This is a genomic window from Leifsonia sp. 563 (assembly GCF_040545055.1).
GTDB lineage: Bacteria > Actinomycetota > Actinomycetes > Actinomycetales > Microbacteriaceae > Leifsonia.
Genome location: NZ_JBEPLE010000005.1, coordinates 59,521 through 80,045, shown reverse-complemented (window position 1 = coordinate 80,045; position 20,525 = coordinate 59,521). Strand labels below are relative to the sequence as shown.

General features: G+C 70.0%; 20 protein-coding genes. 18 read left to right on the top strand and 2 right to left on the bottom strand.

All coding sequences use genetic code 11. The annotated features are described in order from the left end of the window. Positions 1 to 101: 101 nt before the first annotated feature. From ABIC47_RS14510 to hemW, 4 genes are all read left to right on the top strand, one after another. A complete protein-coding gene (locus ABIC47_RS14510; RefSeq protein WP_354481358.1) occupies positions 102 to 575 on the top strand; it encodes a DUF4279 domain-containing protein in 474 nt (157 codons plus the stop codon). A gap of 64 nt (positions 576 to 639) precedes the next feature. Continuing rightward, on the top strand, positions 640 to 1,086 hold the full coding sequence (locus tag ABIC47_RS14505; protein WP_354481355.1) for a hypothetical protein: 447 nt from the start codon (positions 640 to 642) through the stop codon (positions 1,084 to 1,086). Next, the gene (locus tag ABIC47_RS14500; RefSeq protein ID WP_354481352.1) at positions 1,083 to 1,784 is read left to right on the top strand and encodes a DUF1990 domain-containing protein; all 702 of its coding nucleotides are present in this window, start codon (positions 1,083 to 1,085) and stop codon (positions 1,782 to 1,784) included. The genes ABIC47_RS14505 and ABIC47_RS14500 overlap by 4 nt, the downstream gene beginning before the upstream one ends. Next, complete coding sequence (gene hemW, locus ABIC47_RS14495; RefSeq protein WP_354481350.1) at positions 1,784 to 3,019, top strand: radical SAM family heme chaperone HemW; 1,236 nt, start codon at positions 1,784 to 1,786, stop codon at positions 3,017 to 3,019. The genes ABIC47_RS14500 and hemW overlap by 1 nt, the downstream gene beginning before the upstream one ends. Before the next feature lie 14 nt (positions 3,020 to 3,033). Here the strand turns inward: hemW and ABIC47_RS14490 are convergent, their stop codons facing one another. After that, a complete protein-coding gene (locus ABIC47_RS14490; protein WP_018190907.1) occupies positions 3,034 to 3,417 on the bottom strand; it encodes a DUF4870 domain-containing protein in 384 nt (127 codons plus the stop codon). A gap of 127 nt (positions 3,418 to 3,544) precedes the next feature. Next, positions 3,545 to 4,057 (bottom strand): DUF4870 domain-containing protein, encoded by a 513-nt coding sequence (locus ABIC47_RS14485; protein WP_018190908.1) that lies wholly within the window; start codon positions 4,055 to 4,057, stop codon positions 3,545 to 3,547. Positions 4,058 to 4,217: 160 nt separating this feature from the next. On the opposite strand from ABIC47_RS14485, the gene hrcA reads away from it, so the two are divergent. The 14 genes from hrcA (at position 4,218) to ABIC47_RS14415 (ending at position 20,423) form a co-directional block, all read left to right on the top strand. Further along, positions 4,218 to 5,240 (top strand): heat-inducible transcriptional repressor HrcA, encoded by a 1,023-nt coding sequence (gene hrcA / locus ABIC47_RS14480; RefSeq protein ID WP_018190909.1) that lies wholly within the window; start codon positions 4,218 to 4,220, stop codon positions 5,238 to 5,240. A 57-nt stretch (positions 5,241 to 5,297) separates the two neighbouring features. Then, positions 5,298 to 6,413 carry a molecular chaperone DnaJ gene (gene dnaJ / locus ABIC47_RS14475; protein ID WP_018190910.1) on the top strand — a complete coding sequence of 372 codons (1,116 nt, stop codon included), beginning with the start codon at positions 5,298 to 5,300 and terminating at the stop codon, positions 6,411 to 6,413. 6 nt (positions 6,414 to 6,419) lie between these two features. Continuing rightward, positions 6,420 to 7,148 carry a 16S rRNA (uracil(1498)-N(3))-methyltransferase gene (locus tag ABIC47_RS14470; RefSeq protein WP_354481345.1) on the top strand — a complete coding sequence of 243 codons (729 nt, stop codon included), beginning with the start codon at positions 6,420 to 6,422 and terminating at the stop codon, positions 7,146 to 7,148. A gap of 151 nt (positions 7,149 to 7,299) precedes the next feature. Continuing rightward, a complete protein-coding gene (locus ABIC47_RS14465) occupies positions 7,300 to 7,668 on the top strand; it encodes a histidine triad nucleotide-binding protein (RefSeq protein WP_018190912.1) in 369 nt (122 codons plus the stop codon). Beyond that, positions 7,658 to 8,749, top strand: a complete 1,092-nt coding sequence (locus ABIC47_RS14460) for a PhoH family protein (RefSeq protein WP_020074831.1) — start codon at positions 7,658 to 7,660, stop codon at positions 8,747 to 8,749. Before ABIC47_RS14465 ends, ABIC47_RS14460 begins: the two co-directional genes overlap by 11 nt. A gap of 7 nt (positions 8,750 to 8,756) precedes the next feature. Beyond that, positions 8,757 to 9,218 (top strand): rRNA maturation RNase YbeY, encoded by a 462-nt coding sequence (gene ybeY / locus ABIC47_RS14455; RefSeq protein ID WP_018190914.1) that lies wholly within the window; start codon positions 8,757 to 8,759, stop codon positions 9,216 to 9,218. Between the two features lie 8 nt (positions 9,219 to 9,226). Further along, the gene (locus ABIC47_RS14450; protein ID WP_354481341.1) at positions 9,227 to 10,654 is read left to right on the top strand and encodes a hemolysin family protein; all 1,428 of its coding nucleotides are present in this window, start codon (positions 9,227 to 9,229) and stop codon (positions 10,652 to 10,654) included. Further along, positions 10,651 to 11,544, top strand: a complete 894-nt coding sequence (gene era, locus ABIC47_RS14445) for a GTPase Era (protein ID WP_018190916.1) — start codon at positions 10,651 to 10,653, stop codon at positions 11,542 to 11,544. Before ABIC47_RS14450 ends, era begins: the two co-directional genes overlap by 4 nt. A gap of 80 nt (positions 11,545 to 11,624) precedes the next feature. After that, complete coding sequence (locus ABIC47_RS14440; RefSeq protein ID WP_354481338.1) at positions 11,625 to 13,493, top strand: sensor histidine kinase; 1,869 nt, start codon at positions 11,625 to 11,627, stop codon at positions 13,491 to 13,493. Next, positions 13,490 to 14,182, top strand: coding sequence for a response regulator (locus tag ABIC47_RS14435; protein ID WP_018190918.1), 693 nt, complete (start codon positions 13,490 to 13,492; stop codon positions 14,180 to 14,182). Before ABIC47_RS14440 ends, ABIC47_RS14435 begins: the two co-directional genes overlap by 4 nt. A gap of 141 nt (positions 14,183 to 14,323) precedes the next feature. Beyond that, positions 14,324 to 15,079, top strand: a complete 756-nt coding sequence (locus ABIC47_RS14430) for an ABC transporter ATP-binding protein (protein WP_018190919.1) — start codon at positions 14,324 to 14,326, stop codon at positions 15,077 to 15,079. Beyond that, positions 15,076 to 16,521: an FtsX-like permease family protein gene (locus ABIC47_RS14425; protein WP_354481335.1), complete on the top strand. Its 1,446-nt coding sequence runs from the start codon at positions 15,076 to 15,078 to the stop codon at positions 16,519 to 16,521. The genes ABIC47_RS14430 and ABIC47_RS14425 overlap by 4 nt, the downstream gene beginning before the upstream one ends. Positions 16,522 to 16,698: 177 nt before the next feature. Further along, positions 16,699 to 17,940 (top strand): alpha/beta hydrolase, encoded by a 1,242-nt coding sequence (locus ABIC47_RS14420; protein WP_354481332.1) that lies wholly within the window; start codon positions 16,699 to 16,701, stop codon positions 17,938 to 17,940. After that, positions 17,937 to 20,423 (top strand): bifunctional lysylphosphatidylglycerol flippase/synthetase MprF, encoded by a 2,487-nt coding sequence (locus tag ABIC47_RS14415; protein WP_354481330.1) that lies wholly within the window; start codon positions 17,937 to 17,939, stop codon positions 20,421 to 20,423. The genes ABIC47_RS14420 and ABIC47_RS14415 overlap by 4 nt, the downstream gene beginning before the upstream one ends. The last annotated feature ends 102 nt before the right edge of the window (positions 20,424 to 20,525 follow it).

The following is a 20,525-nucleotide window of genomic DNA, read 5'->3' as shown; positions in this document are numbered from 1 at the left end:
CAGCCAATGCGGCCGGGTTAGGTCTTATTAAGAGGGCACCGCCCGGGGCGCTCGGAGGGACGAACCTTGTCCTTGATTCGTTCCTGAGTCCCCAGCAAGCTGTGGTTGTGCGGATTCGTCAGTATGTCTACTTCAGGCTGTTCAGTGAGACGGTCACTGCCGATGCGATCACGGAAGCGCTCGGCCTCGATCCAGACAGGGTCTCTGTGCGGGGCAGTAGGCGAGTCGATCCACCGCGTCCGGTCACGCACTCCTGGCAGCTTCGTTGCGGCGAGCCCGGGCTTCGCGTCGATGAGCAGGTTGAACGAGTTGTTCGCCGCCTGCAACCGATCGACGCTCGAATCCGTGAACTCGTCGCCACCGCTGACGTCGAGGCGGTGCTCCAGATCGTCCGCAACTTCGATGCTGAGGACGGCGAACGAGAGATCCTCGATGTGAGCGTCTCTCCAGCCGGAGACACGCTCACGAAGCTGGCCGGTCAGCACCAACTCCTCGGCTGGCACCTCGACGCTCGGACGCTTGCGTTCCTCTCGAACATTGGAGCGGAACTCGACTGCGATGAGTACGGCGGATAGGGCGCCGGCGCGTTGCCAACCAAGCGTGTTCATCGTCACGCAGTAGCCCAGCTAGCATCACGGCGTGGACTTCGACTTCCGGCTCGAGGGTGCCGGCTGGGCCTACGCAGACATCCGTCATGATGGCCAGCACGCGCGGCTGACTGCCTCCTACCTCTCCGATGCCCTGGGCGATCTGCTCCGAGCGGTCCGGGACCTCGTGGCCGGTTCCCCGTCGGCGCGGTGCTTCTGGAGCGAAGAGCCGGGAGAATTCTGGTGGGTATTCGAGAACCGCGAGGGGCTCGTGACGCTCACGATCCGCTGGTTCAACGACCAGGTCGACGAGCCGGACGACACCGGCGACGTCGTGTTCTATACGACCCTGTCCCCCGGCGAACTCGTGGACGCCATCGTCGATGGCGCCGAGGACGTGCTGAAGAGGCACGGTACGGAAGAGTACGAGAGCCTGTGGATACGGGCGCCGTTCCCGGAAGCGTCGCTGTCCGCGATCCGGGCGGAACGCGCGCGGTGAGCAGCAACCCCCGTTTCGCGAACCCGCTCGACATGGCGGATGATGAATATATGCGCCGCTCGACGTTCACCGACCAACCCGTCACGTACGGGGCGGTCGGCGGCACCCAGGCGGCCGATCTGCTGTACTACCCGCCGAAGGGCTACAAGCCGCTGGAGCGCAGCATCCGGCTGGGCAGCGGGGACGAGCGGTTCGAGACCGCGGCGACCGCGCTCATGGCGTGGGGCGTGCAGAAGGGCAGCGGGATCCAGGTGACGGATGTGCGCGAGGGAACCGGCGTCCAGTATGAGGGCGTCGAGTTCGGTCCGGACGGCACGCCCGTCCGCATGCGCGAGAACCGTCCGGAGGAGGACGTGTTCGCCGACGACGGCACCCCGTTCGTCCGCAACGGCATGACCGCTGTGCTCAAGATCCCGTTCGGCCCGTTCAAGGTGTCCGCGCCGATCCGTGTCGTCTACGTCGTCGACGAGCCGCACCGGCGCGGGTTCGCCTACGGGACGCTGCACGGGCATCCCGAGAGCGGCGAAGAGCTGTTCCTGGTCGAACAGCGCGACGACGGCACGGTCTGGTTCGTGCTCCGCGCGCTGTCGCGGCCCTCCAACGCGTTCTACCGTCTGGTCGCGCCGGTGCTGGCGATGGTCCAGCGCCGCTACACGGCGAAGTACCTGCGCGCGCTCCACCCCGTCCGGTCCGCCTGATGCCGAGCGTCATCCCGATCGGCGACCCCGCGCCGGCCGACGGCCTGCTGCCCGCGACCGCCGCCGACGGCGCGCACGAACGCGACTTCGGCGTCTACCTGCACGTCCCGTTCTGCCGGGTGCGCTGCGGCTACTGCGATTTCAACACGTACACGGCGACTGAGCTCCGCGGAGTTTCGCAATCGGACTACGCGGGTCATGCAGTGCGCGAGGTGGCGTTCGCCGCCGATGCCCTGCGCGCGAGCGGCGTGCCCGACCGCACAGTGTCGACGGTGTTCTTCGGCGGCGGGACGCCGACACTGCTTCCGCCCGGCGACCTCGCCGCGATGCTCGGCGCCGTGCGCGACGAGTGGGGTCTCGCCGACGGCGCCGAGGTCACCACCGAGGCGAATCCGGACTCCGTGGATGCGGACGACCTGCAGCGACTCGCCGACGCCGGGTTCACCCGGGTGTCGTTCGGGATGCAGTCCGCCGTCCCGCACGTGCTGGAGACGCTGGAGCGCACGCACGACCCTGCTCGCATTCCGCTGGTGGTCGGCTGGGCGCGTGAAGCCGGCCTGCAGGTCAGTCTCGACCTGATCTACGGGACGCCGGGGGAGTCGCTCGACGACTGGTCGCGCAGCCTCGACACCGCCCTCGCCTGCGAGCCGGACCACCTGTCCGCCTACGCGCTGATCGTCGAGCAGGGCACCAAGCTGGCGCGACAGATCCGCTCCGGGCAGGTGCCGGAGCCCGACGACGACCTCGAAGCCGACATGTACGAGCTGGCGGACACGCGCCTCTCCGACGCCGGCTACGAGTGGTACGAGGTCAGCAACTGGGCGACCGACGCGTCCCACCGGTCCCGCCACAACCTCGCCTACTGGCTCGGCCACGACTGGTGGGGCGTCGGACCCGGGGCGCACAGCCACGTCGGCGGCGTCCGCTGGTGGAACGTGAAGCACCCCGCGGCCTACGCACAGCGCGTGCTGGCGGGGGAGTCGCCCGCAGCGGGCCGGGAGACACTCGACGCCGAGACTCGGCGGGTGGAGCGGGTGCTGCTGCTCTCGCGCATCCGCGACGGGCTGCGCACGGCCGAACTGGGAGAGGCGGGCCGGCACGAGGTGCCCGGTCTGATCGCCGACGGTCTGGTGGACGGACGAGCCGCCCTCCGCGGATCGATCGTTCTGACCCTGCGGGGGCGGCTCCTGGCCGACGCGGTGGTGCGGCGGCTGCTGGCGGACGAGGCCGCCTGAGAGGTGCGTCGCGTCTAGCTGACGAACCGGATGGCGATCGGGTACGTGTAGTACTCGCCCTGGTTGGCCTTCACGGCTGCGATGATGCTGAACACGATGTTGAGCACCCACGCGGCGAGGATGACGAAGATCCCGATGAAGACGATCGAGAGCAGTCCGCCGACGACGTACGCGATGAAGATGGTGATCTGGAAGTTCAGCGCGGTGGCGGTGTGGGCGCGGACGAACGGCCCGCGGTCCTTCAGCACCAGGTAGCCGATGAGCGCCGGGATCCAGTTGAACAGGATGCCGCCGATCTGGACGAGCGTCGCCCAGAGCTTCTCGTCGGCGGGGCTGAGCTGCTGCGCGCCGCCTCCGTAAGGCTGCTGGGGTGGCGGCGGCGGGGGTGTCGCGGACATGGCGCGGTTCTCCTCAAGAGCTGGGGATGGACGTGTTCGGCCCCCAGCCTAGGGCGCGGGGGCGCAGGCTGAAAAGAGCCTGAACGCGCCGACGCCCGGCTGGGGGCCGAATGCCGCCTGGCGGGAGCTACTTGATGAAGCGGAAGTTCACCGGGTAGCGGTACGTGCCTCCGCTGTTCACGCGGACGAAGCCGAGGATCGAGAAGACCAGGTTGATGATGTACAGCGCCCACGGGATGAGCAGGCCGAACAGCAGGTAGCCGATCCCGTACGTGAAGCTGCCGATGATCACGCCGATGATCTGCGAGGCCACCCAGGCGATGATCCACGTGATCTGCCAGTTGAGGGCCTCCTTGGCCTCCTGGTTGGTGAGGCGGCCGCGGTCCTTGAACACGAGCCAGATGATCAGCGACGGGAGGATCCAGAGGATGCCGCCGAGGTGGGCGAAGGCGGCCCACTGCTTGTCCTGCGCGGCGTCGAGCGGGGCGGCGGGTGCGGCTGCGTACGGCTGCTGCCCGGCGGGCTGGCCGTACGGCTGCTGGGGAGGGACGTTGGAGTAGGGCTGCTGGGGCGGAACGCCGCCGGGCTGCTGCGGGGGGACCCCACCCGCAGGGTCGGTCGGCTGGTTCGGGTCGGTCATTCGGCGGAACCCTTTCGTGATCGGCTGCGACGGTGCGTCGAACCGGTGAGCATACGGTACTGCGGCCGTGTCACAGGCAGCAATCATCCGCGCCGCGTTTCGACGCGGTAGGATTGGCACTCAGGAAGAGCGAGTGCTAAACGGTCGACGGGAGGCGGAGATGGTCTCGGAACGCAGCCTCGAGGTGTTGCGCGTCATCGTCCAGGACTACGTGGCGTCGCGCGAGCCGGTCGGTTCGAAGAGCATCGTCGAGCGCCACTCCTTCGGAGTGTCCGCCGCGACGATCCGCAACGACATGGCGCTGCTGGAGGAAGAGGAGCTGATCGCGGCCCCGCACACGTCCTCCGGGCGCGTCCCCACCGACAAGGGCTACCGCCTCTTCGTCGACCACCTGGCGGAGATGCGTCCGCTCACCTCCGCCCAGCGCACCGCGATCGAGACGTTCCTCGGCCAGTCGGTCGACCTCGACGATGTGCTCTCGCGCACCGTCCGGCTGCTCTCCCAGCTGACCAACCAGGTCGCGCTGGTGCAGTATCCGTCGGTCGCGCGCTCGCGTATCCGCCACATCGAGCTGGTCGCTCTTGCCTCGCACCGCCTGCTGAGCGTGCTCATCACCGATTCCGGCGCCGTCGAGCAGCGCGTGATCGAGCTCCCGGCCGATCTGAGCGATGAGGATGTGGCCGAGATCCGCGGCGCGATCAACGGCGCTGCGGCGGGCCTGACCCTGGCAGAGGCCGCCACCCGGCTGCGCGAACTGCCCGACGCTCTCACCGAGCGCACGCGCGCCCTGGTGGAGCCCGTGGCGAGCGCACTCCTCGACCAGATCGCGGCCAACCGGCAGGAGAAGCTGGTCATGGCAGGCGCGGCGAACCTCGTGCGCACCGAGCTCGACTTCCCCGGAACCATCACCCCGGTCCTCGAAGCGATCGAGGAGCAGGTCGTCCTGCTCCGGCTGTTCGACGAGATGGCCACCGACCAGCACGGCGTCGCCGTCAGCATCGGCCGCGAGAACGCCGGCTTCGGGCTGACGGAAGCATCCGTGCTCTCCAGCGGTTACAGTGCGGCGGGATCGGATGTGGCCCGCGTCGGGCTCCTCGGACCGCTCCGCATGGACTACTCGGGCAACATGGCCGCCGTCCGCGCGGTCGCCCGCTACCTCTCCCGGCTGCTCGGCGACCAGTAGGCCGCACCAGCATCCGGCGATCACCACACGCGACGAAAGAAGAAGGAACAGCCCCACGTGGCCGACCACTACGAAGTCCTCGGCGTCGAGCGCGACGCCAGCCCCGATGAGATCAAGAAGGCGTACCGCCGGCTGGCGCGCGAGCTCCACCCGGACGTGAATCCCAGCGCCGAGGCGCAGGAGCGCTTCAAGCTCGTCACGCACGCGTACGACGTGCTCAGCGACCCGCAGCAGCGGCAGCAGTACGACCTGGGCGGCTCCGGCGGCTTCGGCGGAGGCGCGGGCGGAGCCGACTTCGCCGGCTTCAGTGACATCTTCGAGACGTTCTTCGGCGGAGGCGGCGGTGCGAGCCGCGGTCCGCGGTCCCGCCGGGAGCGCGGACAGGACGCCCTGCTGCGCGTCGAGGTCGACCTCGACGAGGTGATCTTCGGCACCCACCGCGACCTCGAGGTCGACACGGCCGTGGTCTGCGAGACCTGCAACGGCTCGTGCTGCCAGCCGGGCACGCAGCCGGTGACCTGCGACATCTGTCACGGCACGGGGAGCATCCAGCGCTCGGTCCGCTCGCTGCTCGGCAACGTGATGACGTCGAGCCCCTGCGGCACCTGCCGCGGTTACGGCACCGTCATCGCCACGCCGTGCGTCACTTGCCAGGGGCAGGGTCGTGTGCGCGCTCGTCGGACCGTCCCGGTCGACATCCCCGCGGGCGTCGACACGGGCCTGCGCCTGCAGATGCCGGGCAGCGGCGAGGCCGGCCCGGCCGGTGGCCCCAACGGCGACCTCTACCTCGAGATCAAGGTCAAGCACCACGACGTCTTCAGCCGCGACGGCGACGACCTGCTCTGCACGCTGGAGCTGTCGATGACGGATGCGATCCTCGGAACGACCGCGACGGTGAAGGCGCTCGACGGCGACATCCGACTCGAGCTCAAGCCCGGCACGCAGTCCGCCGACATCATCACGGTGAAGGACCGCGGGATCACGCACCTCCGCGGCACAGGCCGCGGCGACCTCCGGGTCGGCATCCAGGTGGTCACTCCGACGAAGCTCGACCACAAGGAGAAGGACCTGATCAAGAAGTTCGCCGCAGCCCACAAGGGTCCGGAGCCGTCGCTGGCCCGGTTCCAGCAGGGGCTGTTCGCGAAGCTGCGCGACAGGTTCCTGAACCTCTAGCGGGTCATGGCGTCCCTCTACCTGCGTGAGGACCTCGACGACGTCGAGGTCGGCTCCCGGCTGTCGCTGACCGGCGCCGAAGCGAAGCACGCCGCGACCGTGAACCGCACGCGACCGGGGGAGTCGGTGCTCATCGGCAACGGCCGCGGGCTCGTCGCGTCGGGCGAGGTGCTCGTCTCGACGAACACCGAGCTGACGATCGACGTCGAGTCGGTGTCGCGCGTCGAGCGCGAGACCCCCACGATCACGCTGGTGCAGGCGCTCGCCAAGGGCGACCGGGATGAGCTCGCGATCCAGGCCGCTACCGAGCTCGGTGTGGATGCGGTGGTGCCGTGGGCCGCATCCCGTTCGGTCTCCCGCTGGGAGGGCGCCAAGGTCGCGAAGGGCCGGGAGCGCTGGGCGACGATCGTGCGCGAGGCCGCCAAGCAGTCGATCCGGGCCTGGACGCCCGAGGTCGGCGAGCTGGCGACGACGAAGCAGATCGCTGTGCTAGCGGCGTCGGCGCGGGTGCTCGTCCTCGAGCCGGATGCGACCGCGCCCCTGACGGCAGTCGAGCCGGACGGCCGCAACCTGGTGCTCGTCGTCGGTCCGGAGGGCGGGATCGCGCCGCAAGAGCTGGCCGCTTTCCGCGACGCGGGCGCGGAACTCGTGCGCCTGGGATCCACGGTGCTCCGCACCTCGACCGCCGGTCCCGCCGCCCTCGCCGTCCTCAACGCGTCCCTCCAGCGCTGGTGACCCCACCCCTCGCACTCACCCCCACCGTCGAGTCCGCAACTTTGCACGCTCTGAGGGGGTTTCGTGTGCAAAGTTTGCGGACTCGACGGCGGGCGGACGGCCAAGGGGACGGACTCGGCCGAGCGTCGGAGGGGGCGAATAGGATAGGGGTATGGCAGAGACGGAGCGTTCGATCTTCTCCCGCATCATCGCGGGTGAGATCCCGGCCGACGTGGTGTACGACTCGGAGCGCCTGATCGCGTTCCGCGACATCGCCCCGAAGGCCCCCGTGCACCTCCTCGTCGTGCCCAAGACGGAGCAGTACCGAGACGTCGCCGAGCTGGCGGCCGGCGACCCCGAGCTGCTGGCCGAACTGGTCGCGACGTCGAAGCGGCTCGCCGACGAGTTCGGCGACGGCGACTTCCGTCTTGTCTTCAACACGGGCGAGCGCGCGGGTCAGACCGTGTTCCACGTCCACGCACACGTACTGAGCGCGCCGGGTGACGGCCCGGGCCTCGAGGAAGGAAGCCTTGCCCTCTAGCGAATCCACCGCCTCCGGAGCGACTCCGGGCGACGGCGCCGAGGTGCGCCTGAGCGTCGACGGCGTGCAGATGGTCCGTCTTCTCGGACCCCAGGATCGCCTGCTCACCACGCTGGAACGGCAGTATCCGCTCGTCAGCGTCCACGTGCGCGGCAACGAGATCGCCCTGAGCGGCGACGCCGGCCAGGTGGCCGAGGCGCAACGGCTCGTGGAGGAGCTGCTCCAGATGGTGCGGAACGGCCAAGACCTGTCGCCTGCCGAGGTGACGAGCTCCGCCCGGATGCTCGGCACCGACCTCAACCTGAGCCCGTCCGACGTGCTCGGCCAGGCCATCCTGACGGCGCGCGGCAAGAGCATCCGCCCGAAGACGCTCGGTCAGAGCCAGTACGTCGACGCGATCGACCACAACACGATCGTCTTCGGCATCGGCCCTGCGGGAACCGGCAAGACGTACCTCGCGATGGCGAAGGCCGTCCAGGCGCTGCAGCGCAAGGAGGTCAACCGGATCATCCTGACGCGTCCGGCCGTCGAGGCGGGCGAGCGGCTCGGCTACCTGCCCGGCACGCTGACCGACAAGATCGACCCGTACCTGCGCCCGCTGTACGACGCGCTCAACGAGATGATGGACCCGGAGCTCGTCCCGAAGCTGCTGGCCGCAGGCACCATCGAGGTCGCCCCGCTCGCCTACATGCGCGGCCGCACCCTCAACGACTCCTTCATCGTGCTCGACGAGGCGCAGAACACCACGCCCGAGCAGATGAAGATGTTCCTGACCCGTCTCGGCTTCAACTCCAAGATGGTCGTCACCGGTGACATCACGCAGATCGACCTGCCGAACTCGGCCAGCGGGCTGCGGCTCGTGACTCGCGTGCTCAACGACATCGACGACATCCACTTCGCGCGGCTGACGAGCGAAGACGTGGTGCGCCACAGCCTGGTCGGGCGCATCGTCGACGCGTACACCGAATACGACGCACGTCAGCAGGCGCGGCACTACGAGCGCGAACAGGCGGCCGAGTTCGCCAACCGCGCCGAGCGCCGCTCCGGCGGGCCCCGCGACCACCTCCCGAAGCGACGATAGGGCCGCAGTGAGCATCGAGATCAACAACGAGTCGACCATCGAGGTCGATGAGGCCGCCCTGCAGCGCCTCGCCGGCTACGCCTTCGACATCCTCCACGTCCACCCGGACGCGGAGCTCGCGATCGTGCTGGTCGACGAGGCCGCCATGGAGCAGCTGCACGTGCAGTGGATGGACGAGCCCGGCCCGACCGATGTCCTCAGCTTCCCGATGGACGAGCTGCGCCCGGGAACCGAGGAGGAGCCGTCGCCCGCGGGTCTGCTCGGTGACGTCGTGCTGTGCCCGCAGGTCGCCCAGGTGCAAGCCGAGACGGCCGGCCACTCGCTGATGGACGAGCTGCTGCTGCTCACCACGCACGGCATCCTTCACCTGCTCGGCTTCGATCACGCGGAGCCGGCCGAGGAGCGCGAGATGTTCGCCATCCAGCGCGACATCCTCGTCGGCTTCTCGCGCTACGACCGACAGCGGTAGGGGGCGGGATGCTGCAGGCGCTGTTCTTCATCGTCGCGTTCCTGCTGGTGGCTTTCGGCGGTCTGATGGCCGCCGTCGACTCGGCTCTCGCGGTGCAGTCGCGCGCCGACATCGCCGACCTCGCCGAGACGTCCCGGGCGAAGAAGTCGCTGCGTGCGATCGCGGAGGACCCGGGCGCCTACTTCAACGCCATCAGCTTCACCCGCATCATCGCGGAGACGACGGCGGCGGTCCTGGTCACCCTCGCCTTCGAGCAGATCTTCGAGCAGTGGTGGATCTCGCTCATCCTGGCCGCGCTCATCATGACGGCGGTGTCGTTTGTGCTCGTCGGCGTCAGCCCGCGCAGTGTCGGCCGGGCCAACTCCACGCTGCTGCTCCGCCTCACGGCGCCGATCGTGCGCTTCGTCCGGGTGGTTCTCGGCCCCATCCCCGGCGGACTGGTCGCCCTCGGCAACCGCGTCACGCCGTCACGCGCCCGTTCGGCGCCGGTGACGAGCGAGGAGCAGCTGCTGTCGATCGTCGACGAGGCGACCGAGTTCGACGTGCTCGAGGAGGACGACCGCGAGCTCATCCACTCGATCTTCGAGTTCAACGCGACCGTGGTGCGCGAGGTGATGATCCCGCGCACGGACATGATCACCGTCGACTCCACCGCCGGTCTCGGCACGGCGATGGGGCTGTTCTTCAGCACCGGCGTCTCGCGCATGCCGGTCATCGACGGCGGCGACCCGGACGAGGTGGTGGGCATTCTCTACCTGAGGGATGCGGCGAAGCTGAGCTTCGAGCGTCCCCTCGGCGCGGACGAGCTCACCGTGCGCGACCTGGCCCGCCCCGCCCTGTTCGTGCCGGAGTCGCAGAAGGCCGACGCCCTGCTCGCCCAGATGCAGCGCGAGTCGAACCACCTCGCGATGGTCGTGGACGAGTACGGCGGGATCGCTGGACTGGTCACCCTCGAAGACCTCATCGAGGAGCTGGTCGGCGACATCTCGGACGAGTACGACCACGAGGTCGCGCTCATCCAGGCGATCGGGGAGGGCCGCTACCGCATCGCGACCCGGCTCCCGATCGACGACCTGGCCGAACTGTTCGACACCGAGATCGAGGAGGAGGACGTCGACAGCGTCGGCGGTCTCGTCACCAAGGCGCTCGGGCGCCTGCCCGAGGTCGGCTCGGCGGTCACGGTGCACGGCCTGCGCTTCACGGTCGACCGCATCGAGGGCCGGCACAAGCACGTCGCGACGGTCATCGTCGAGCGGGATGCCGCCCTGCTTCCGGCGGCGGACGCCGAGACCGCCGGCTCCCGCGAGTCCCGCGACGACGACCGACGTGGCGCGCGGCACGACCGCCACGGCGACACGCGGCATGGCGACAACCGCCACGGTGACGTCGGCGATTCCCGCCGCGACACCCGACACACTCAGGAGAGCAGATCGTGACCGAGTACCACGCCGGATTCGTCTCGTTCGTCGGCCGCCCCAACGTGGGCAAGTCGACGCTGACCAACGCCCTCGTGGGCGAGAAGGTCGCCATCACGAGTTCGAAGCCGCAGACCACCCGGCGCGCGATCCGCGGGATCGTCCATCAGAAGGACGGCCAGCTCATCCTGGTCGACACGCCGGGCATCCACCGGCCGCGCACGCTGCTCGGAGAGCGCCTCAACACGCTCGTCCAGTCCACCCTGGGCGATGTCGACGTGATCGGCTTCTGCGTCCCCGCCGACGAGAAGATCGGCCCCGGCGACCGCTTCATCAACGAGCAGCTGGACGAGTACCCGCGCGCCAAGAAGGTCGCGATCGTGACCAAGGTGGATGCGGCGGGCAAGACGCAGGTGGCCGAGCAGCTGCTCGCGGTGTCCGCGCTGCGCGAGTGGGAGGCGATCATCCCGGTGTCCGCGGTGAGCCACATCCAGCTGGAGACCCTGACCTCGGAGCTGATGAAGCTGCTGCCGGAGTCGTCGGCACCGCTCTACCCGGATGAGGCCATCACCGACGAGGGACTCGAAGACCGCATCTCCGAGTACATCCGCGAGGCCGTCCTGGAGGGTGTCGAGGACGAGCTGCCGCACTCGCTGGCGGTGACGATCGACGACATCATCGAGCGCGACGACAAGGACCTCGTCGAGGTCTACGCCAACCTCTTCGTCGAGCGCGACAGCCAGAAGGCGATCGTGATCGGAAAGGGTGGCAGCCGCATCCGCGACGTTGGGGCCGCGGCGCGGGTGCCGATCGAGAAGCTGCTCGGCCGCCAGGTGTTCCTGTCGATCCGGGTGAAGGTGGCGAAGGACTGGCAGCGTGACCCGAAGCAGCTGGGGCGGCTCGGGTTCTAGGCGGAGGAGGCCGTACATCCCGAGGATGATTCCGGCCGCTGGATGCCCGGCCGCGCACACCCGGACCGTACGGTAGAAGCATGCCCGACCGCCGCAGACTGCTGAGCGCGCTCGCTCCGCACCGCTGGGTGCTGGAGCCTGCGCTGGCCGTCGTGCTGTTCGCGGCGTGGCTGGTGACCGGCCTGCCGTACGACCTGGCGGCGGGGCTCGCGCTGGTGTTCTACTGCGCCGCCGTCGCGCTGTCGCGCATCCTCCCCGGTGTCGCGCTGGGGCTCGTGTGGGTCGCCGTACTGCTGGAGCTGACCGAGCAGGAGTCACTGGATGGCGCCTTCCGGGTGATCTCGGCGGTCGCCGTCGTCGCGTCGCTGGTCGGCGTAGCCGCGCATGGCGGCCGGGTGCTCCGCTGGCTGGACTTCTCGTCGGCGATCCTGCTCGCCCCGGCGGTCGCCTACCTGTTCACGGTGCGCGGCGACCTGAAGTTCCCGCAGTTCGGCCCGGTCATCGGCGGGTACTACACCAGCCAGGGCATCGGGTTCCTGCTGATGAGCCTGCTGCTGGCCGTCATCTTCGTCGCCGCCTGGCTCCTCGGGTTCCTGGTCGCCCGGCAGCGCGCGGCGAACGTGACCGCCTCGGGCTCCCGCGGGCCGTCCGTCCTGGTCTGGCTGGCGTCCAACGGCGGGACCGAGTCCGGCGAGGACGACCCGTCGCGCCCGGAGCTCGTCAGAAGGCTGACCCGGACGCAGCTGACGACCGACGTCGCCGGCGCCATCGCCCTGGCCGTGTTCTCCCTGCTCATCGCCGGCGCCGACCGCTCGGCGTTCCTCGTGACCATCGCGTTCGCGGTGGCCGTGGCGCTGCGCCGGATGTCGCCGGCGGTCGCGCTCTCGGTCGCGTGGCTGGCGGCCGTGCTGCAGATGACCACCGGGCACAGCATCCTGGTCAGCAATCTCGCCGTGCTCATCGTGCTGTACGCGACCGCCGCCTACGGCGACCGGATCGTCCGTGCCGCCGGCCTCATCTCGGCCGGGATCGGCGCTCTCGTCGCCGCCCTGTACCTGACGGTGACGGCCGCGGTCGCGCAGGGCTACTACGACCTCCTGTCGAGCGCGATCGCGAGCGTCGCGCTGCAGTTCGCGTTCCTGTTCGTCGTGAGCGTCACGGTGCTCGGCCTCTCGTGGGTGCTCGGCCTGCTCATGCGCACCTGGCGCAACGCCCGCGTCGCCCGCCGCGCCCGGGCGGAGGCCGAACTCGACCGCAACCGGGCGGTCGAGGACGTCGTGGTCGAGCAGGAGCGCACCCGCATCGCGCGGGACATGCACGACGTGGTCGCCCACTCGCTCGCGGTCGTCATCGCCCAGGCGGACGGAGCGCGATACGCCCGGCGCACCGACCCGGACGCCGTGGATGAGGCGCTCGCGACCATCGCATCCACCGCCCGGTCCGCACTCGGCGACGTGCGTGTGCTGCTCGCCGAGCTGCGCCAGTCGCATCCCGCCGACGCCGCCCGCGAACCGGGTGCCCACGACGGACCGCAGCCGTCGCTGGCCGACCTCGATCAGACGGTCGAGCACATCCGCTCGGCCGGTCTCCCCGTCGACCTGGAACGGCAGGGGGATGTCGCCGCCTTGGGCTCTGCGCAGCAGCTCGCCGCCTTCCGCATCGTGCAGGAGGCTCTGACCAACGCCCTGCGCCACGGCGACACCAGCCGCCCGGCGAGCGTCGTGCTCGCGGAGGCGCCGACCCACCGCGGACCAGGAATCGTCATCACCGTGAGGAACACCATGAGAGACACCACCCTCGAACCCACCATGACCGGCTCGCTGCCCCGGATCGGCCACGGGCTGCCCGGGATGCGCGAGCGCGCCTCCCTCGCCGGGGGATCGCTCACGGCCGGGCCGCAGAACGGGGAGTTCGTGGTCACGGCCTTCCTCCCGGGGGCGGTCGCGTGAGCGGCGCGACGGTCGAGGCGGCGCCGATCCGGGTGCTGCTCGTCGACGACCAGCCGCTGTTCCGCGCGGGCGTGCGGATGCTGCTCAGCTCGCAGGACGACCTCGAGTTCGCGGGGGAGGCCGGCAACGGGCAGGAGGGTGTGCGCCTGGCGGCGGAGACGCGTCCGGACGTCGTGCTGATGGACATCCGGATGCCCGTGATGGACGGCATCGCCGCCACCAGTGCGATTATCGCCGACGCCGAGCGCGCGGGACGCACGGCGCCCCGGATCGTGGTGCTGACGACGTTCGACCTGGACGAGGCGGCCGCCCGCGCGATCCGCGGCGGGGCGAGCGGGTTCGTGCTGAAGGACGCGGAGCCCGAGTTCCTGCTCGCCGCCATCCGGACAGTGCACGCGGGCAGTGCGGTCATCGCGGCAGGAGCCACGCGCGAGCTGTTCGAGTACTTCTCGTCCGCGCAGCCGGTGCGGCCGGAGCCGCCGGAGTTCGCCTCCCTCACCTCCCGCGAGCGCGAGATCTTCGTTCTCGCCGCGCGCGGGCTGAGCAACGCGGAGATCGCGGGCTCCGAGTTCCTCAGCGAGGCGACTGTGAAGACGCACATCTCGCGCATCCTCGCGAAGCTGGGGTTGCGCGACCGCGTGCAGATGGTGGTCTACGCCTTCGAGCACGGCCTGACCGCTGCCGAGTAGCGGGCCGACGGTCCCGACGGGGCCGACCGGCCCGTGCCATCCCGCGTCATCCCGCGTCATCCCGCGTCATCCTCAGGGAGGACACAGGATAGCCCCACCGCCCGATTCGGCCGCAGGGGGCGTCTCCCTAGCGTTGAGGGTATGGAGCTGACTCTCACAGAAACGGTGGCGCGCGTCGAAGCGGCCACGAAGACCTACGGCACCGGCGCGGGCCGGGTGAACGCGCTCGACGGCGTCACACTGGGCATCCCGGCGGGCCGGTTCACGGCCGTGATGGGCCCGAGCGGATCGGGCAAGTCGACCCTCATGCACGTCATGGCCGGGCTCGACTCGGTGACCGGCGGTCGCGTGTTCCTCGGCGACACCGAGATCACCAGCATGGGGGATGCGGAGCTCACGCTGCTGCGCCGCCGTCGCATCGGCTTCGTGTTCCAGTCGTTCAACCTGGTGCCGACGCTCGACGTGCGCGGCAACATCCTGCTGCCGTTCGAGCTGGACGGCCGCCGGCCGACCCGCGAGCAGAACGAGTGGATCGACCACCTCGTCGACACGCTCGGCCTCGGCGGCCGCCTGACCCACCGCCCGCACGAGCTCTCCGGCGGACAGCAGCAGCGCGCAGCGATCGTGCGTGCGCTCGCCACCCGGCCCGACCTCGTCTTCGCGGACGAGCCGACCGGCAACCTGGACTCCCGCACCGGCCGCGAGGTGCTCGGTGTGCTGCAGGAGGCGGCGCGCACGTTCGGCCAGAGCATCGCCATGGTCACCCACGACCCCGTGGCGGCGAGCTACGCCGACCACATCGTGTTCCTCGCCGACGGGCGGGTCGCCGCCGAGCGGCCGCAGTCGTCGGCCGAGGAGATCTCGTCCTTCATGCTCGGGATGGAGGCGCGCGCGTGAGCCGCCCCTTCTCGGCCTTCCGAGCGAACGCGCGCGACCACCGCGCTGGGATCCTCGTGGCGGCACTGAGCTCGGCCTTCGGCGTCGCCCTGGTCGGAGGGGTGGATGTGATGGCCGCCTTCATCGGCGGATCGTCGATGGGAGAGCGCGCCAGCGTCCAGCTCGCGCTGGGGATCGTCGCCGGCATCTTCTTCGTCGTCGCGGTCTACGTCGGCGCGATCGTCACGACGAACACCTTCGCCACCGTCATCGCCGGCCGAACCCGCACGATCGCCCTGCTGCGGCTGATCGGCTCCAGCGCGCGGGCGCAGCGCCGATCGGTCGCCGGCGAAGGCCTTGCGGTCGGTCTGATCGGGGCCGCGGTCGGGGGAGCCGCTGCCGCCGCGCTCTCGCTCCTCGCGGTGCGGCTCCTGATGATGACGGGCGTCCTCCCGGAGGCGCAGTATCCCGTCCTCAGCGTGCTCATGGTGCCGCCGGCGATCATCGTCGTCCTCACCACCTGGCTCGCCTCGTGGGTGGGCAGCCGACGCGTGCTCACGGTGACGCCGGTGCAGGCGCTCGGTGCTGCGCAGGAGCGCCCCGCCGCCGCAGTGCGGAGCCGCGGCAGGCTGGCGGTCTCGCTCGCTCTCATCCTGTCGGGCGCCGCGCTGCTGGTCCTCGGACTCCTCCTCGGCACGGGTGCGTTCGTGCGGGTCAGCGCGACTCTCGCCCAGTTGTCGTCCTATGGGGTGCTCATCGCACTGCCGGGCGGCATCCTCTCGTTCACGGGGATCGTTCTGGCCGCGCCGTTCTTCCTGCCCGCCGTGCTGCGGGCGGTCGGCCTGCTGTTCGGCCGGGGCGCCGCGGGCCGGCTGGCCGCTGCCAACGCCGTGCGCAATCCCGAGCGCAGCTCCCGCACCGCGATCGGCCTGGTGATCGGGGTCACGCTGATCACGATGTTCGTGGTGGCCGCATCCACCTGGCAGGCGCTTATCCGGGATGCCGAGGCGCGCGAGCCCGGGATGTACGAGGGCGCCGACGGCATCATCGGCGGAACGATGGCCGTGTTCACGGTGCTCGTCGGATTCTCGGCGATGATCGCGGCGTGCGGCGTCGTCAACACGCTCTCGCTCAGCGTGCTGCAGCGCGGCCGTGAGCTCGGACTCCTGCGCGCACTGGGCTTCACGGCCAGTCAGGTGCGGAGGATGGTGCTCGCCGAGAGCGCGCAGCTGACCGTCGCCTCTGTGCTGACTGGGCTCGTGCTGGGAACGCTCTACGGCTGGATCGGCGCGCAGTCACTGCTCGGGATGATCCCCGGCGGAGGCGTCCTCGCCCCGGTCCTTCCCTGGCCGTTCCTGGCCGCGATCGTCCTGGGTGCCGCCCTTCTCGCCGTCGTCGCCGCACTCGCGCCGACCCGCCGGGCCACGCGCGTCTCGCCTGTCGCCGCCCTCGCCGTGGAGTGACGGACTCTGGATGTTGGCTGAACTCTCACGGAGCTTCAGCTATCGATGAACTGAGCCCGGAATAATGAGGCGTCCGTCGCGTCCCGTCCACCGGGCCGCCCCCGAGAGGATCCATCCCTGAACTGGCTGAACACGCTGAGGATCGACAAGCCGCCGTTCCTCATCACGCTGGATGTCGTGGCCGCGATCCTCGCGCTCTACCTGCTCGTGCGTCCCACCTGGCGCCGGACGCTCGCCGGGCTGATCGCTGCGCTCGTCGGCGGTCTGGTCGGCTGGTTCGTGGTGTGGCTGGTCACCGACGTCTTCGACGTGTTCGGCGTCGCCCTGACACCGGTGACCACCCTCTGGACCGCCCTCGGGTTCGGCGGGGTCAGCCTCGCGGTGGCGAACCTGTTCCGTTCCCGCTGGTGGCGGAAGGTCGTGGCGATCGTGAGCATCCCGGTGTTCCTCGCGGCGGCGTTCTGCGGCATCAACGCCGACTTCGGCGCCTACCGCAACCTGAACGATGTCCTCGGCGTCGTGCCGTACGGGGCGCTCCAGCTGCACGCGGAGCGCGGCGAGGTCGTGGCCGGCACCGACTGGAAGGCGACGACGACGCCGGTGGTCGCGGGGGAGCTCCCGGCGAAGGGCGAGGTCGGCACCGTCCGCATCCCGGCCACGCAGTCCCGGTTCCCGGCGCGCGAGGCCGTGGTCTACCTCCCGCCGGTCGCGCTGACGGCGAACCCTCCCGCGCTTCCGGTGATGTACGCGCTCTCGGGTCAGCCGGGGGCGCCGGCCGACATGTTCACCGCCGGGGGAGTGGCCACGGCGATGGATGCGTTCGCTGCTCAGCACGACGGCTACTCTCCCATCGTGGTCGCCGCCGACCAGCTGGGCGGCCCCGGACGCAACCCGATGTGCGTCGATTCCCGCGATTACGGCGACTCGGCGACGTATCTCCTGACGGATGTGCGGAATTGGGTGCGTTCTCACCTGCGAGTGAGCAGCGACCCGGCAGGATGGAGCGTGTTCGGCTACTCGCAGGGGGCTACCTGCGCTGTGCAGTTCGCGAGCGGGCGGCCGGACCTGTTCGGCTCCGCGCTCGCGTCGTCGAGCGAACTCGGGCCGACGTTGGGGGATGAGGAGCTGACCATCAGCACGGGATTCGGCGGGTCCAAGCAGGCGTACGAGAAGGCGCAGCCGGCCGCGATGATGAAGGCGAACGCGCCGTACCGCGATTCGGTGATGGTCCTCGGGGCGGGCGCCGACGACGCGAAGTACTCCGGTTTCGCCCGCACCCTGTACGCCGACGCCGAGCGCGCCGGCATCCACGCCGAGCTGCTCAGCTCGCCCGGCACCGCGCACGACTGGAAGACCGTGCGCTACGTGCTCGCGCATGGCTTCCCGACGATCGCGCGGCAGCTGGGGCTCGGGTCGTGAAGCCGGCCGCTCTCGCGCAGCGGACCGCGCGGCTCATCGCGAGCCACCCGTTCACGACCGGGGTGACGCTGCTCATCCTGGCGCTCGCGCTCATCACCGGGCCCATCCGCGGGCCGCACCGGCCGCTCCGCGGGTGGCTGGGCGCGGGCGCCGTCCAGCTGCTGGACGGGCACTGGTGGTCGCCGTTCACGGCCGTGCTCTTCACCGACGACCTGCTCGAGTTGATCGTCGTCCTGGTCCTCACCGTCGTGCTGGTGGGTGCCTCCGAGCGCCTGATGGGCACCTGGCGCACGGCGCTGGCGTTCTTCGGCACGGCCGTCGTCGGCATCGTCGTGGGTGCTGTCATCCAGGTGGCGGCGAACGACATCGGCGAGCTGTGGGCGCGCAATGTCCATGGGCTGCTCGTGCTCGACGCGTTCACGGCGATCGGCGGCACGATCATGACGGCGAGCGCCTTCGCCGGAACGCTCTGGCGGCGCCGCATCCGCGTGATCACGCTGCTCGTCGCGATCATGTACCTGCTGTACTCGGGCCTGCCGTCCGATTTCTACCGGCTGCTCGCCGTGCTGACCGGGCTGGCGCTCGGCCCGCTGCTGCGGCAGGCGAAGGTGTCGGGCGGATGGCTGCGCAGCTCGCATCACGAGGTCCGGGTGCTGCTCGCCTCGGCGCTGACCATCACCGCCGTCGGGCCGGTGATCGGGCTCCTCGGGTCGACGCGGTACGGCCTGCTCTCTCCGGTCGGCCTGCTGTTCAGCAACGAGGCGCCCAGCGCGACCTCGGTCATCCAGCGCTGCCAGGCGTTCGCCGTGACGCGCAACTGTTTCCGCGAGCTGACACTGGAACGCATCAACGGGCTCGGACCGGTGCTGCTGTCGGTCCTCCCGCTGCTCCTCCTGCTGGTCGCGGCGTACGGCCTCCTGCGCGGGCGGCGGTTCGCGGTGTGGCTGGCGGTGGCCGTGAACGGACTGCTTGCGCTGCTGTCGGCGCTGTACTACGGCATCCTGCCGATCGCGTCGGCCCGTCCGTCGGTCTCCCCGCGGTACTGGGAGGTCACGTTCATCCTCGCGCTGTCGACGCTCGTGCCGCTCGCGATGGCCATCCTGCTCGTCGTGTTCCGCCGCCACTTCACCGTGATGCCGTCCGCCAAGGCGGTTCGGAGGTATGTCTTCCTAGTGCTCGGGACCGGCGTCGGACTCGTCGCGGTCTACGTGCTCGTCGGCTGGCTGCAGCGCGACACGGGCTTCACGCGCCCGATCGACATCAGCGACCTGTTCGCGGATGTGCTCGAGCGGTTCGTGCCGGTCAGCTTCCTGCGGCGCGAGCCCCTGCAGTACCTCCCGACGACGCCGCTGGCGACGATCGTCTACCACAACATCGGAACGGTGTTCTGGCTCGTCGCGATCATCGGGGCCATCCCGCCGATGCTCGGTCGCGGACTCCGGCGCCGCGGAACTTCGGAGGATGCGCACGTGCGCGAGCTGCTGCACCGCGGCGGCGGCGACGCGATCTCCTTCATGGCGACCTGGCCCGGCAACTCGTACTGGTTCGACCCGATCGGCGGCGGTGCGATCGCGTATCGCGTGGAGGGGCGGGTCGCGCTGACCACCGGCGGTCCGTTCGGTGCCCTCGGTCCGCACGACGGCGCCATCCAGGGATTCGCCCGGTTCTGCGACGACAACGGCTGGATCCCGGTGTTCTACAGCGTGGAGGCTCGCTACACGTCGCTGTTCGAGCGTCTCGGCTGGTCGACCATGACCGTCGCGGAGGAGACCGTCATCCGTCCGCAGCTGTGGGCGACGACAGGCAAGAAGTGGCAGGACGTCCGCTCATCCATCAACCGTGCGCAGCGCGCCGGCATCCGCTCGGAGTGGACGACGTACGCCGCACTCCCGCTCACCTCGGCCGTGCAGCTGTCCGATATCTCCGAGCAGTGGGTCGCCGAGAAGGACCTGCCCGAGATGGGGTTCACGCTCGGCGGACTCGATGAGCTCCGCGACCCGGAGGTGCGCCTGATGCTGGCCGTGGACGAGGACGGCCGGATCGAGGCCGTCACGAGCTGGCTGCCCACCTACCGCGCCGGGATCGTCGTCGGCTGGACGCTCGACTTCATGCGTCGACGGCCTGACAGCATCAACGGTGTGATGGAGTTCCTCATCGCCGAGGCCGCGACGCGGATGAAGGACGACGGGATCGAGTTCATGTCGCTCTCCGCCGCGCCGCTCGCCCACACGGCGGCGGCCCAGGAGGGCGGCAAGGACACCATGGACCGGCTGCTCGGCTACCTCAGTTCGTCGCTCGAGCCGGTGTACGGTTTCCGCTCGCTGCTCAAGTTCAAGCAGAAGTTTCAGCCGGAGCTGCACCCGCTGATCATGGCCTACCCGGACCCGGTGGCCCTGCCCGCGATCGGCATCGCGCTGGTCCGGGCGTACCTGCCGGGGCTGTCCATGCGGCAGGCGGCGACGTTCGTGCGGGGGCGCGGCTGACTCCGAGGTGGTACTCTCGGTGCTGTGTACGGTCTGCTCCTCCTTAGCTGCCGCGACGAGTCCTAGTTCTGGGCCTCACTCGTCGCGGAGTTCGTCGTCGGC